Raw genomic sequence first — 13491 nt, 5'->3', positions numbered from 1 at the left:
ACCCGATTTTGCCGCCTCAACCCACCATATAAGTGGCGGTTGCGCTGGCGATATACACCTGTTCTTCGTTGTGTAACTCAACGCGCGCCACGGCGACTTTATTCCCCGCGCGCAGCAGGCTGCTGGTACAGGTAAAGCGATTTCCGCGTCCCGGACGAAGATAGTCGACGCGTAAGTCGATAGTACCCATTCGCGCCAGACGCTGGCGAAGTTCGTCTTCGTTGATGGTGTCATGGCGGGTCAGCGTACTGCCCACGCAGACCAGACCTGCCGCCACGTCCAGCGCGGAGGCAATCACACCTCCGTGCAAAATACTTTGCGCCCAGTTACCCACCATCATCGGCTGGTTGTTGAAGCTCAGTTGGGCAAAGTCTTTCTCGTAACGCTCCAGCTCCAGTCCCAGCGCGCGGTTAAACGGCATATGGTAAACAAAAATCTCGCCCACGAGTTTTAACACTTCTTCGGCGGTAAGCATGGCTGACATGAGGCATCACATCCTTATTGTTAACGAAATGTTGATTTTATGCCGCGGCAACAAGGAATGCCACTTTCAGAAACGAGGATGCAGCAGTTGTCGCAGAAGTCTGTAGAATGTCCGCCACATAACTATTCAGGTAATTTTACTCTTTTGCAGGAGAACACCACCGATGCGGACGTATCTGGCCTGGTTACTGGCGGCGGTTGCGCTGCCCTTCACAGCATATGCGCAGGAAGCGACGATCAAAGAGGTGCATGATAAACCTGCCGTTCACGGTAGCATTATCGCGAACCTTCTTCAGGAGCATGACAATCCGTTTACGCTCTATCCGTATGACACCAACTACGTGATTTACACCCAGACCAGCGATCTCAACAAAGAGGCGATAAGCTCCTATAACTGGTCCGATAATGCGCGTAAAGATGAGGTGAAGTTCCAGCTCAGCCTGGCATTCCCGTTCTGGCGCGGTATTCTGGGGCCGAACTCGGTTCTCGGGGCGTCTTACACGCAGAAATCCTGGTGGCAGCTCTCTAACAGCGGAGAATCCTCGCCGTTCCGTGAAACCAACTATGAGCCGCAGCTGTTCCTCGGTTTTGCAACGGATTATGAGTTTGCGGGCTGGACGCTGCGTGATGTCGAAGTGGGCTTTAACCATGATTCTAACGGACGTTCCGATCCCACCTCGCGCAGCTGGAACCGTGCCTATACGCGTCTGATGGCGCAGAACGGTAACTGGATGGTGGAAGTGAAGCCGTGGTATGTGGTGGGCGAAACCGATGACAACCCGGATATCACCAAATATATGGGCTATTACCAGCTCAAGGTCGGCTACCAGCTAGGTGATGCCGTGCTCAGCGCCAAAGGCCAGTACAACTGGAACACCGGCTACGGTGGTGCGGAAGTGGGCTTAAGCTATCCAATGACGAAGCATGTCCGCATCTATACCCAGGTGTACAGCGGTTACGGCGAGTCGCTTATCGATTACAACTTCAACCAGACCCGCATCGGCGTGGGCGTGATGCTGAACGATATTCTCTAGGCTGCTCGAATGTTTTTGCGTTAAACGTTGAAGTTTCTCTCTCAGGCGCTGAAAATAGCGCCTGTTTCATTTCAGGCATATGGGGTTAACGTGGCGCAGGCGGAAGTATTGAATCAGGAGTCGCTGGCTAAACAGGTTTTGCATGAAACCTTTGGCTACCAGCAGTTCCGCCCCGGCCAGGAAACCATCATTGAAACGGTGCTGGAAGGCCGTGACTGCCTGGTGGTGATGCCGACCGGCGGCGGTAAATCCCTCTGTTATCAGGTGCCCGCGCTGGTGCTTAACGGCCTGACGGTCGTGGTATCCCCGCTCATTTCGCTAATGAAAGACCAGGTTGACCAACTGCTCGCCAACGGCGTCGCGGCGGCCTGCCTTAACTCGACCCAAACCCGGGAGCAGCAGCAAGAGGTGATGGCCGGGTGCCGCACCGGGCAGATCCGCCTGCTGTATATCGCCCCGGAACGCCTGATGCTGGATAACTTCCTCGATCATCTGGCGCACTGGAACCCGGTACTGCTGGCGGTGGATGAAGCGCACTGTATCTCCCAGTGGGGACACGATTTCCGCCCGGAATACGCTGCCCTCGGCCAACTGCGTCAGCGCTTCCCCGAGCTGCCGTTTATGGCGCTCACCGCCACGGCGGATGACACCACGCGGCTGGATATCGTTCGCCTGCTGGGGCTGAACGACCCCTATATTCAGGTCAGCAGCTTCGACCGCCCTAACATCCGCTATATGCTGATGGAAAAGTTCAAGCCGCTGGATCAGCTCCTGCGCTACGTCCAGGAGCAGCGCGGCAAGTCCGGCATCATCTACTGCAACAGCCGTGCGAAGGTGGAAGACACCGCCGCGCGTCTGCAAAACCGCGGCTTTAGCGCCGCCGCGTATCACGCCGGGTTAGAGAACCACATCCGCGCCGACGTGCAGGAGAAATTCCAGCGCGACGACCTGCAAATCGTGGTTGCGACGGTGGCGTTCGGGATGGGGATTAACAAGCCGAACGTGCGCTTTGTGGTGCACTTCGACATCCCGCGCAATATCGAATCCTACTATCAGGAAACCGGTCGCGCCGGACGTGACGGTCTGCCTGCGGAAGCGATGCTGTTTTACGATCCGGCCGATATGGCGTGGCTGCGCCGCTGTCTGGAAGAGAAACCGCAGGGGCAGCTCCAGGATATTGAGCGCCACAAGCTCAACGCGATGGGCGCGTTTGCTGAAGCGCAAACCTGCCGCCGTCTGGTGCTGCTCAACTACTTTGGTGAAGGGCGCCAGGAGCCGTGCGGCAACTGCGATGTCTGCCTGGATCCGCCGAAACAGTACGATGGTCTGATGGACGCGCGTAAGGCGCTCTCGACCATTTACCGCGTGAATCAACGCTTCGGGATGGGCTACGTGGTGGAAGTGCTGCGCGGTGCCAACAATCAGCGTATCCGCGACATGGGCCACGACAAGCTGCCTGTCTACGGTATTGGCAAGGACCAGAGCCACGAGCACTGGGTGAGCATCATTCGCCAGCTCATTCACCTCGGCTTTGCCACGCAGAACATTGCCCAGCACTCCGCGCTTCAGCTCACGGAGGCCGCGCGTCCGGTGCTGCGCGGTGACGTTGAGCTCAAGCTCGCCGTGCCGCGCGTCATCGCCCTGAAGCCACGTGTGATGCAGAAATCCTACGGCGGCAACTACGACCGCAAGCTTTTCGCCAAACTGCGCAAGCTGCGTAAGGCCATCGCCGACGAAGAGAACATCCCGCCTTACGTGGTGTTCAACGACGCGACGCTCATCGAGATGGCCGAGCAGATGCCGCTCAGCGCCAGCGAGATGCTCAGCGTCAACGGCGTGGGGACGCGCAAGCTGGAGCGCTTCGGTAAAGAGTTTATGGCGCTCATCCGCTCTCACGCCGATGGTGATGATGAGGAGTAGTCAGCCGGGCGAAAAAGTGCCAGGATGATGACTCACTGAATTATTTCCCCGCGAGTTAATTATGTTGATGCTATTTCTCACCGTGGCGTTAGTGCACATCGTTGCGCTGATGAGCCCGGGACCGGACTTTTTCTTCGTGTCACAAACGGCCGTCAGCCGCTCCCGCAAAGAGGCGATGATGGGCGTGCTCGGTATCACCATGGGCGTTATGGTCTGGGCGGCAGTCGCGCTGCTCGGTCTGAACCTGATCCTGGCGAAGATGGCCTGGCTGCATAACATCATTATGGTCGGCGGCGGGCTGTACCTGTGCTGGATGGGCTACCAGATGCTGCGCGGGGCGCTGAAGAAAGAGCAGAAAAAACCGGAAGAGCCAAAGGTGGAGCTGGCAACGGGCGGCCGCAGCTTTGTAAAAGGGCTGCTGACCAATCTGGCGAACCCAAAAGCGATTATCTATTTCGGCTCCGTGTTCTCGCTGTTTGTCGGCGATAGCGTCGGTGCGGGCGCACGCTGGGGCATCTTCCTGCTGATCGTTGTTGAAACCTTTGCCTGGTTTACCATCGTGGCAAGCCTGTTCGCCTTACCGGCGATGCGCCGCGGCTACCAGCGTATCGCGAAGTGGATTGATGGCTTCGCCGGCGCGCTGTTCGCCGGCTTCGGCATTCATCTCATCATTTCTCGCTAAGCATGACGCGCTGACGCAAGCAGCGCGCCAACCAGCATAAACAGCGAGCCAAAGACTTTATTCAGGGCCTTCATCTGCTTAGGCCCTTTAATCCACGCCGCAATCCGCTGCGCCAGCGTCGCGTAACCAATCATCACGATGATATCGACAATAATGGTGGTCGCGCCCAGCACCACGTACTGCATCACCTGGGGCTGATGCGGCACGATAAACTGCGGGAACAGCGCGGCGAGGAACACGATGCTCTTCGGGTTGGTCAGGTTGACGAACACCGCACGCTTAAACAGATGGCCGCGGTTTTGCGTCTGCGCGAGCGTGTTCAGGTTGATGGAGCCTGCCGCGCGCCACTGCTGGATGCCGAGCCAAATCAGATACGCCGCCCCGGCCCATTTCAGCACCTCAAAGGCCAGTACCGAGCGGGAGAACAGAGTCCCCAGACCAATCCCAACCAGCACGATATGAATGCCCAGCCCGGTCTGCAAACCGGCAATTGACGCTGCCGCACCGCGATAGCCGTGGTTGATGGAGGTGGTCATGGTGTTAATGGCGCCCGAGCCCGGTGAAAGGCTAAGGATGATGGATGTCAGCAGGTAAGCGAACCACCACTCGAAGGTCATTTGAAACTCCCGAATCGTCTGTTTTTATGCCACAATACGCTATTGTTGAGTCATTTTGTGACCGGTTACGAAAAAACGATATTCCTTGGCTTAGGTGAGTAGAAACCCGATGTTTCAGCAGAAAAAGGACTGGGAAACACGAGAAAACGCATTTGCTGCTTTCTCCATGGGGCCGCTGACCGATTTCTGGCGCCAGCGTGAGGAAGATGAGTTTACGGGCGTCGGTGATATACCGGTACGCTTTGTGCGTTTTCACGATAAGAAAAATGACCGGGTCATCGTGGTCTGCCCCGGGCGTATCGAGAGCTACATCAAATACGCCGAACTGGCCTATGACCTGTTCCATCTGGGCTTCGATGTGTTGATTATCGATCACCGCGGGCAGGGGCTTTCTGGCCGCCTGCTATCGGATACGCATCGCGGCCACGTGGATAACTTCAGCGATTACGTCGACGATCTTGCCGCGTTCTGGCAGCAGGAGGTCGAGCCCGGCCCCTGGCGGAAGCGCTATATTCTGGCGCACTCGATGGGCGGTGCGATTTCAACGCTGTTTTTACAGCGCCACGCTCACCAGTGCGACGCCATTGCGCTCACCGCGCCGATGTATGGCATCGTCATGCGTTTTCCTGACTGGATGGTGCGTCATATTCTTGACTGGGCTGAGGGCCATCAGCGCATTCGGGAAGGCTATGCCATCGGGACGGGACGCTGGCGGGCACTGCCGTTTGCGATGAACGTTCTGACCCACAGTCGCCAGCGGTATCGTCGTAACCTGCGTTTTTATGCCGATGAACCGCGCCTGCGCGTGGGGGGCCCGACCTACCACTGGGTGCGGGAAGGTATCCTTGCCGGTGAGCAGGTTCTGGCGGGTGTCGGCAATGACGATACACCAACACTCCTGATTCAGGCGGAAGAAGAGCGTGTGGTGGATAACCGCATGCATGACCGCTATTCTGAACTGCGTGCGGCCGCCGGTCACCCTTGTGAAGGGGGAAAACCGCTGGTCATTAACGGCGCGTACCATGAGATCCTTTTTGAAAAGGACGCTATGCGCTCAGTCGCGCTCAACGCCATTGTTGAATTTTTCAACAGGCATAATTGATTATTGTTTTCCACCAGAGGTTGAAATCCCTATGTACCAGGTTGTTGCATCTGATTTAGATGGCACGCTGCTTTCCCCTGACCACACCCTGTCGCCTTACGCGAAAGAGACCCTAAAGCTGCTGACGGCACGGGGCGTGAACTTTGTGTTTGCCACCGGCCGCCACCACGTCGACGTGGGGCAGATCCGCGATAATCTTGAGATCAAATCGTACATGATCACCTCCAACGGTGCGCGCGTGCATGATACCAACGGCAACCTGATCTTCACCCACAACCTGGATCGCGATATTGCCGCCGATCTGTTTGGCGTGGTGCACAATAATCCGGCTATCGTCACCAACGTTTATCGTGACGACGACTGGTTCATGAACCGCCACCGCCCGGATGAAATGCGTTTCTTCAAAGAAGCGGTATTTAACTACTCCCTGTACGAGCCGGGTCTGCTGGAGCCGGAGGGGATCAGTAAGGTGTTCTTTACCTGCGACAGCCATGAAGAACTGCTCCCGCTGGAACAGGCAATCAACGCCCGCTGGGGCGATCGCGTCAATGTGAGCTTCTCAACCCTGACCTGTCTGGAAGTGATGGCGGGTGGCGTCTCCAAAGGCCACGCGCTGGAAGCCGTCGCGAAACGTCTGGGCTTTGAGCTGAAAGACTGTATCGCCTTTGGTGACGGCATGAACGATGCCGAAATGCTGTCGATGGCAGGCAAGGGCTGCATTATGGAGAATGCGCACCAGCGCCTGAAAGATTTGCACCCGGAGCTGGAAGTGATCGGCACCAACGCAGACAATGCGGTACCGAAATACCTGCGCAAACTGTTCCTTGAATAATCTTCATTTGATTGTTTATTGCTCAGATGTCAACCAAAGAGTTCGCTACAATGCCTCTCCTTCTTTCTGAGAGACAAGCATTGTGGCGCTACTCATTATCACCACTATCCTGTGGGCCTTCTCCTTTAGCCTGATTGGCGAATACCTTGCCGGTTCGGTCGACAGCTACTTCTCGGTGCTGATGCGCGTGGGGCTGGCGGCGCTGGTATTCCTGCCGTTTCTGCGCACGCGCGGGCAATCGCTGAAAACGATTGTGCTGTACATGCTGGTGGGGGCGATGCAGCTCGGCATCATGTACCTGTTCAGCTTCCGGGCTTACGTCTATCTGTCCGTCTCGGAATTCCTGCTCTTTACCGTGCTGACGCCGCTCTACATCACGCTGATATACGATCTGCTGAGTAAACGCCGCCTGCGCTGGGGATACCTGCTTAGCGCGGCGCTGGCGGTGATTGGCGCGGCGATTATTCGCTACGACAAAGTCAGCGATCACTTCTGGACCGGACTGATGTTCGTCCAGCTCGCCAATATCAGTTTCGCCATCGGCATGGTGGGCTATAAGCGCCTGATGGAAACCCGCCCGATGCCGCAGCATAACGCGTTCGCCTGGTTTTATATGGGCGCCGCGATTGTCGCAGTGGCGGCGTGGTTTATGCTCGGTAACCCGCACAAGCTGCCGACCACCGCCGTGCAGTGGGGCGTGCTGATCTGGCTGGGCGTCGTGGCTTCCGGGTTGGGGTACTTCATGTGGAACTACGGCGCGACGCAGGTCGACGCCGGTACGCTGGGGATCATGAACAATGTGCATGTCCCGGCTGGGTTGTTGGTCAACCTCGCCATCTGGCAGCAACAGCCGCACTGGCCGAGCTTCCTTATTGGGGGAGCGGTGATCCTGGCTTCGCTGTGGGTCCATCGCCGCTGGGTCGCTCCGCGCTCCGCACAAACGGAAGATGGTCGCACGCGTGGTTCCGCGCTGAGCGAATAAACGCCTCCGTAATCGGCTGACGCTGCTCGCCATCGCGCACGGCGGCGTACAGTCGGCTCCACAGTCCTTCACCCAGGGTTTTGGTCTGCACAAGACCCTGGCGTTCAAAGCTCTCTACCACCCAGTGCGGCAGCGCCGCGATACCCATTCTGGCCGCCACCATCTGAATCAACAGCAGGGTGTTATCCACGCTTTTCAGCTGCGGACTGATGCCCGCGGGCTGCAGGAAGTGGCGCCAGATATCCAGACGACTGCGCTGAACCGGGTAAATCAGCAGCGTTTCCGTCGCCAGGTCTTCCGGCGTGATGCGCGTTTTCGCCGCCAGCGGATGATCCGGTGCCAGGACCAGGCGCACTTCATAATCAAACATCGGCGAATAGTGCAGGCCGCTGCGCGGCAGGATGTCAGAGGTCATCACCAGGTCCAGCTCGCCCTGCTGCAGGGACGGCTGCGGATCAAAGGTCACGCCGGATTTGAAGTCCATCTCCACCTGCGGCCACTTCTGGCGGAAGTTCTCAAGCGCGGGGGTCAGCCACTGAATACAGCTGTGGCACTCAATGGCGATACGCAGCGTGGTTTGTTGCGGTTCGTTACACGCCTGCAGCGCGCTGGCGATTTGCGGCAGGACCTGATTCGCCAGCTGCAACAGGATCTCACCTTGCGGCGTAAAGCGCAGGGGCTGGCTCTTACGCACAAAAAGACGGAAGCCGAGTCGTTGTTCCAGATCGCTGAACTGGTGAGAAAGGGCGGACTGGGTCTGGTGCAGCGTGGCAGCCGCAGCCGCGAGCGAGCCGCAGTTCCGCAACGCTTGTAGCGTTTTCAGGTGTTTTATCTCGATCATGAAAGTCCTTCACTTCGCCATGAACATATTGCGCTTGAGGAATATACAGTAACTGCCAATTATGGATGTGTAAACATCTGGACGGCTAAAATCCTTCGTCTTTTAAATTTATGGTGCGTTGGCTGCGTTTACCCACCCCGGTCACTTACTCATGTAAGCTCCCGGGGATGAGCAAACTTGCCGCCTTCCCTAAATTCAAAATCCAAAGGATTTACAATTAATTAGAGGAAGAAAACATGACAATCCGCAATCACACACTCGGTTTCCCTCGCGTTGGCCTGCGTCGCGAACTGAAAAAAGCGCAAGAAAGCTACTGGGCGGGGAACGCCACCCGTGAAGAACTGCTGGCGGTGGGACGCGAGTTGCGCGCTCGTCACTGGGCTCAGCAAAAACAGGCGGGCATTGACCTGTTGCCGGTGGGCGATTTCGCCTGGTACGACCATGTTCTGACGACCAGCCTGCTGCTTGGCAACGTGCCGGCTCGTCATCAGAACAAAGATGGATCGGTAGATATCGATACCCTGTTCCGCATCGGCCGTGGCCGTGCGCCAACGGGTGAGCCAGCGGCAGCGGCGGAAATGACCAAGTGGTTCAACACCAACTATCACTATATGGTGCCGGAGTTCGTGAAAGGTCAGCAGTTCAGGCTGACCTGGACGCAGCTTCTGGATGAAGTGGACGAAGCGCTGGCGCTGGGCCATCAGGTGAAACCGGTTCTGCTCGGGCCGGTAACGTACCTGTGGCTGGGTAAAGTAAAAGGCGAGCAGTTTGACCGACTCAGCCTGCTGAAGGACATTCTGCCGGTCTACAAACAGGTGCTGATTGAGCTGGGCAAACGCGGCATTCAGTGGGTGCAAATCGACGAGCCGGCGCTGGTGCTCGAACTGCCCAAGGTTTGGCACGATGCCTTCAAACCGGCGTATGACGCGCTGGCGGGGCAAGTGAAGCTGCTGCTGACCACCTATTTCGAAGGCGTAACGCCGAACCTTAACACCATTACCGCGTTGCCGGTTCAGGGTCTGCACGTTGACCTCGTACACGGTAAAGACGATGTGGCGGAGCTGCATAAGCGCCTGCCTGTGGACTGGCTGCTTTCCGCCGGGCTGATTAACGGTCGTAACGTCTGGCGTGCCGATCTCACCGGGAAATACGCTCAAATAAAAGACATCGTCGGCAAACGTGAGCTGTGGGTGGCTTCGTCCTGCTCCCTGCTGCACAGCCCGATCGATTTGAGCGTCGAAACCCGTCTGGATGCTGAGGTGAAAAGCTGGTTTGCCTTCGCCCTGCAAAAATGTGAAGAGCTGACGCTGCTGCGCGATGCGCTGAACAGCGGCGACACGGCGGCGATCGCCGAATGGAGCGCACCGATCCAGGCGCGTCGTCACTCGGCGCGTGTGCATAACCCGGCGGTGGAAAAACGTCTGGCGGCCATCACCGCCCAGGACAGCCAGCGTCAGAGCCCGTATGAAGTCCGCGCTGAAGCGCAGCGTGCCCGCTTCAACCTGCCTGCGTGGCCGACCACCACCATAGGTTCCTTCCCGCAAACCACCGAAATCCGTGGCCTGCGTCTGGACTTCAAAAAGGGCAATCTGGATGCGAATCACTACCGCACCGGTATTGCCGAACACATCAAGCAGGCGATTATCGAGCAGGAGCGGCTGGGTCTGGACGTGCTGGTGCACGGTGAGGCCGAGCGTAACGACATGGTGGAATACTTCGGTGAGCATCTCGACGGCTTTGTGTTTACCCAAAACGGCTGGGTGCAGAGCTATGGCTCCCGCTGCGTGAAGCCACCAGTGGTTATCGGTGACGTCAGCCGCCCGGAAGCGATCACCGTGGAATGGGCGAAATACGCGCAGTCCCTCACGGACAAGCCGGTGAAAGGCATGCTCACTGGTCCGGTGACCATTCTTTGCTGGTCCTTCCCGCGTGAAGACGTGACCCGTGAAACCATCGCCAAACAGATTGCCCTGGCACTGCGTGATGAAGTGGCGGATCTGGAAGCAGCAGGCATTGGCATTATTCAGATTGACGAACCGGCCCTGCGCGAAGGTCTGCCGCTGCGCCGCAGCGACTGGGATGCCTACCTGCAGTGGGGTGTGGAAGCGTTCCGCATCAACGCCGCGGTGGCGAAGGACGACACCCAGATCCACACCCACATGTGTTACTGCGAATTTAATGACATCATGGATTCGATTGCCGCGCTGGACGCCGACGTGATCACCATTGAGACGTCGCGCTCTGACATGGAGCTGCTGGAGTCGTTTGAAGAATTCGACTACCCGAACGAAATCGGGCCGGGCGTGTACGACATTCACTCCCCGAACGTGCCGAGCGTGGAGTGGATTGAAGCCCTGCTGAAAAAAGCGGCCCAGCGCATTCCGGCTGAGCGCCTGTGGGTGAATCCGGACTGCGGCCTGAAAACCCGCGGCTGGCCGGAGACGCGTGCGGCGCTGGCGAACATGGTGAAGGCAGCACAGAAGTTGCGTCAGGCATAATTGTGACGCGCGATGGCCGGGTGCCAGCCCGGCCTTATCGTACTTAGCTCAGGTCTGCGCCATTGCTGGCAATCACTTTTTGGTACCACCAAAAGGAGTCTTTTTTCAGCCGTTTCAACGTACCGTTTCCTTCATCGTCCTGATCGACATAGATAAAACCGTAGCGTTTGGACATCTGCGAGGTGCCCGCGCTAATGATGTCGATACAGCCCCACGTGGTGAACCCCATCACCTCCACGCCTTCATTAATCGCGGCCAGCGTTTGCGCGAAGTGTGCGCGGAAATAGTCGATGCGATAGCTATCGTGGATCCTGCCGTTTTCGACTACATCCTTCGCGCCCAGACCGTTTTCAACGATAAACAGCGGCTTTCGGTAACGGTCATACAGCTCCAGCAGCGAGATTTTCAACCCAAGCGGATCAATCTGCCATCCCCATTCGGATGCAGGCAGATACGGGTTTTTCACACCGAGAACGGTATTCCCGGGAATGCGTTCGGCGTCAGGCTGAGTGGATTCGGTCATCGACATGTAATAGCTGAAGGAGACGAAATCGACGGTATGCGCCTTTAAAATACGCCGATCGTCAGGGTGCATTTCAATATGGATATTTCGTCGTTCCAGATCGCGCAGGATCAGCGGCGGATAGTCGCCAAATACCTGCACGTCGGCATAAAAATAGTTTTCCAGGTTTTTCTTCAGCGTGGCTTCAATGTCTTCCGGACGGCAGCTGCGCGGATAGGTCGTCAGCTTCGTCAGCATGCACCCGACCTGGCTGCCCGGAATTTTGGCGTGGCAGTCTCGGGTGACCAGTGCAGATGCGACAAACTGATGGTGCAGACCCTGATAGATATCCTGTTTCGCGTTGCCCGGCGCGCTTTTCTCTTCGCGAATGCCCGCGGTCGTAAAGGGATGGCGGTGAATACTGTCTATTTCATTGAAGGTTAGCCAGTAACGCACCAGCTCTTTGTAGCGGTCGAAACAAACATTGCTGAAGCGAACAAAGGCATCAACCACATTACGATGCACCCAGCCGTTATATTTTTCGCTCAGCGCCAGCGGCATTTCGTAGTGGGAAAGGGTGACCAGCGGCTCGATGTTATGACGACGCAGCTCGCGGAACAGTTCTTCATAAAACTGCAGCCCGGCCTCGTTTGGCGCGGCGTCCTCGCCGGTCGGGAAAATACGCGACCAGGCAATGGATACGCGCAGCACCTTAAAACCCATCTCAGCAAACAGCGCGACGTCGTCTTTATAGTGGTGATAAAAATCGATGCCGCGGCGTTTCGGGTACAGCGCATCATTTTTACCTTCAAACGCGTCGCGGATATTCTCGTCCGTCAGGGCCATGTGGCCGCTGTAATCTTTCACGGAGAGGTTGGGTTTCCAGGCGACAGCGTCGGCAACGGACGGCCCTTTGCCGTCCACGTTCCATGCGCCTTCGGCCTGGTTGGCGGCAATCGCGCCGCCCCATAAAAAACCGTGTGGAAACGCGAGGGAATTGTCCATAACACGCACTCCTTATGCGTCATGATGATGGGAAAGGCTTACCCTTTTTTACCACCGTACTGACGGAACCACGTAAGCATCCGCTGCCATCCATCTTTCGCCGATTCAGCGTGATAGCTCGGACGATAGTCGGCGTTAAACGCATGCCCGGCATCCGGGTAAACTACAATCTCCGCCTTCGCATTTGCCGCGCGGAGCGCATGGCGCATGGTTTCTACCGAATCCAGCGAAATACCGGTGTCCTGACCGCCGTAAAGCCCTAACACGGGGGCATTCAACTCGGTGGCGATATCAACCGGATGTTTCGGTGAATTCAGCGTTTTTTCACCCACCAGTTTGCCGTACCAGGCGACAGCGGCTTTGAGCTGCGGGTTATGCGCGGCATACAGCCAGCTAATGCGTCCGCCCCAGCAGAAACCGGTGACCAGCAGACGATGGGGATCGCCCCCGTTGCGCGCCGCCCAGCTGGCGACGTGGTCGAGGTCGGCCAGCACCTGCGCGTCCGGGACTTTGCTGACCAGGTTGCTGAGCAATGTAGGAATATCGCTGTAGTCGTTCGGATCGCCCTGACGGAAGTAGAGCTCTGGCGCAACGGCCAGATACCCTTCCAGCGCCAGCCGGCGGCAGAGGTCGCGAATGTGTTCGTGAACACCAAATATCTCCTGAATCACAATCACGATGGGCAGCGGGCCGTCTGCCGATTTTGGTCGTGCGTGATAAGCAGGCATATTCTCCCCCTGCGAGGGAATAGAGGTCTCACCCGCCGTGATGGCGTCTTCAGATGTTGAGACGATGGTTGAGGCATGCGGGGCCGCAGCAGGTGCAAAACCAGTTTTTTCAGTCATGGCATTCTCCGTACCAATCAGTTAGCGCAAAGGTAAATATAGACACCAGGTTAACAACTCACAGTGCCTTAAACGGTCTATCTTTTGTGCAGCACCTGACGATATAACTTGTTAATGTGATGTGAATCACCTTTTTATGGAAATCAAA

Annotated in this window: 12 protein-coding genes; 7 read left to right on the top strand and 5 right to left on the bottom strand. The window is 57.0% G+C overall.

The genetic code is table 11. From position 1 onward, the window contains the following. Positions 1 to 16: 16 nt before the first annotated feature. Complete coding sequence (gene yigI, locus OTG14_RS23365; RefSeq protein WP_008501538.1) at positions 17 to 484, bottom strand: acyl-CoA thioesterase YigI; 468 nt, start codon at positions 482 to 484, stop codon at positions 17 to 19. Between the two features lie 163 nt (positions 485 to 647). On the opposite strand from yigI, the gene pldA reads away from it, so the two are divergent. The 3 genes from pldA to rhtC all read left to right on the top strand — a co-directional run bounded on the left by pldA (position 648) and on the right by rhtC (position 4119). After that, complete coding sequence (pldA, locus tag OTG14_RS23360) at positions 648 to 1517, top strand: phospholipase A (RefSeq protein WP_024907987.1); 870 nt, start codon at positions 648 to 650, stop codon at positions 1515 to 1517. A 90-nt stretch (positions 1518 to 1607) separates the two neighbouring features. After that, positions 1608 to 3437 (top strand): ATP-dependent DNA helicase RecQ, encoded by a 1830-nt coding sequence (recQ, locus tag OTG14_RS23355; RefSeq protein WP_267215814.1) that lies wholly within the window; start codon positions 1608 to 1610, stop codon positions 3435 to 3437. 61 nt (positions 3438 to 3498) lie between these two features. Next, positions 3499 to 4119 (top strand): threonine export protein RhtC, encoded by a 621-nt coding sequence (rhtC, locus tag OTG14_RS23350; protein ID WP_024907989.1) that lies wholly within the window; start codon positions 3499 to 3501, stop codon positions 4117 to 4119. Here the strand turns inward: rhtC and rhtB are convergent. Then, positions 4116 to 4736, bottom strand: a complete 621-nt coding sequence (rhtB, locus tag OTG14_RS23345) for a homoserine/homoserine lactone efflux protein (protein ID WP_008501533.1) — start codon at positions 4734 to 4736, stop codon at positions 4116 to 4118. The two genes, rhtC and rhtB, sit on opposite strands and share 4 nt — an antisense overlap. A 109-nt stretch (positions 4737 to 4845) precedes the next feature. Here rhtB and pldB point away from each other — a divergent pair, with 109 nt between their 5' ends. From pldB to OTG14_RS23330, 3 genes are all read left to right on the top strand, one after another. After that, a complete protein-coding gene (pldB, locus tag OTG14_RS23340; protein ID WP_090420942.1) occupies positions 4846 to 5838 on the top strand; it encodes a lysophospholipase L2 in 993 nt (330 codons plus the stop codon). 31 nt (positions 5839 to 5869) lie between these two features. Beyond that, positions 5870 to 6670, top strand: a complete 801-nt coding sequence (gene yigL / locus OTG14_RS23335) for a sugar/pyridoxal phosphate phosphatase YigL (RefSeq protein ID WP_267215813.1) — start codon at positions 5870 to 5872, stop codon at positions 6668 to 6670. An 82-nt stretch (positions 6671 to 6752) separates the two neighbouring features. Then, positions 6753 to 7652 carry a carboxylate/amino acid/amine transporter gene (locus tag OTG14_RS23330; RefSeq protein WP_032646069.1) on the top strand — a complete coding sequence of 300 codons (900 nt, stop codon included), beginning with the start codon at positions 6753 to 6755 and terminating at the stop codon, positions 7650 to 7652. On the opposite strand, the gene metR is transcribed toward OTG14_RS23330, so the two are convergent. Beyond that, a complete protein-coding gene (gene metR, locus OTG14_RS23325; RefSeq protein WP_032646068.1) occupies positions 7540 to 8493 on the bottom strand; it encodes an HTH-type transcriptional regulator MetR in 954 nt (317 codons plus the stop codon). The two genes, OTG14_RS23330 and metR, sit on opposite strands and share 113 nt — an antisense overlap. A gap of 236 nt (positions 8494 to 8729) precedes the next feature. On the opposite strand from metR, the gene metE reads away from it, so the two are divergent. Then, on the top strand, positions 8730 to 10991 hold the full coding sequence (gene metE / locus OTG14_RS23320; RefSeq protein ID WP_267215812.1) for a 5-methyltetrahydropteroyltriglutamate--homocysteine S-methyltransferase: 2262 nt from the start codon (positions 8730 to 8732) through the stop codon (positions 10989 to 10991). 43 nt (positions 10992 to 11034) lie between these two features. Here metE and OTG14_RS23315 read toward each other — a convergent pair whose 3' ends face one another. Together OTG14_RS23315 and OTG14_RS23310 are read right to left on the bottom strand one after the other, a co-directional pair. After that, positions 11035 to 12498 carry a glycoside hydrolase family 1 protein gene (locus OTG14_RS23315; RefSeq protein WP_267215811.1) on the bottom strand — a complete coding sequence of 488 codons (1464 nt, stop codon included), beginning with the start codon at positions 12496 to 12498 and terminating at the stop codon, positions 11035 to 11037. Between the two features lie 38 nt (positions 12499 to 12536). Continuing rightward, positions 12537 to 13343, bottom strand: coding sequence for a dienelactone hydrolase family protein (locus OTG14_RS23310; protein WP_024907996.1), 807 nt, complete (start codon positions 13341 to 13343; stop codon positions 12537 to 12539). Between the last annotated feature and the right edge of the window lie 148 nt (positions 13344 to 13491).

Origin of the sequence: Enterobacter pseudoroggenkampii, assembly GCF_026420145.1 — a bacterium.
Taxonomy (GTDB): Bacteria; Pseudomonadota; Gammaproteobacteria; order Enterobacterales; family Enterobacteriaceae; genus Enterobacter; species Enterobacter pseudoroggenkampii.
Note: the sequence above shows the minus strand (reverse complement) of the source record. Positions and strands in the feature narration are given on the sequence as shown.

Excerpts from the sequence above, each read along its gene's own strand:
- rhtC (WP_024907989.1), top strand. The coding sequence starts at position 3,499 with ATGTTGATGCTATTTCTCACCGTGGCGTTAGTGCACATCGTTGCGCTG.
- OTG14_RS23315 (WP_267215811.1), bottom strand. The coding sequence starts at position 12,498 with ATGGACAATTCCCTCGCGTTTCCACACGGTTTTTTATGGGGCGGCGCG.
- yigI (WP_008501538.1), bottom strand. The coding sequence starts at position 484 with ATGTCAGCCATGCTTACCGCCGAAGAAGTGTTAAAACTCGTGGGCGAG.
- metE (WP_267215812.1), top strand. The coding sequence starts at position 8,730 with ATGACAATCCGCAATCACACACTCGGTTTCCCTCGCGTTGGCCTGCGT.
- pldA (WP_024907987.1), top strand. The coding sequence starts at position 648 with ATGCGGACGTATCTGGCCTGGTTACTGGCGGCGGTTGCGCTGCCCTTC.
- metR (WP_032646068.1), bottom strand. The coding sequence starts at position 8,493 with ATGATCGAGATAAAACACCTGAAAACGCTACAAGCGTTGCGGAACTGC.
- rhtB (WP_008501533.1), bottom strand. The coding sequence starts at position 4,736 with ATGACCTTCGAGTGGTGGTTCGCTTACCTGCTGACATCCATCATCCTT.
- OTG14_RS23310 (WP_024907996.1), bottom strand. The coding sequence starts at position 13,343 with ATGACTGAAAAAACTGGTTTTGCACCTGCTGCGGCCCCGCATGCCTCA.
- yigL (WP_267215813.1), top strand. The coding sequence starts at position 5,870 with ATGTACCAGGTTGTTGCATCTGATTTAGATGGCACGCTGCTTTCCCCT.
- pldB (WP_090420942.1), top strand. The coding sequence starts at position 4,846 with ATGTTTCAGCAGAAAAAGGACTGGGAAACACGAGAAAACGCATTTGCT.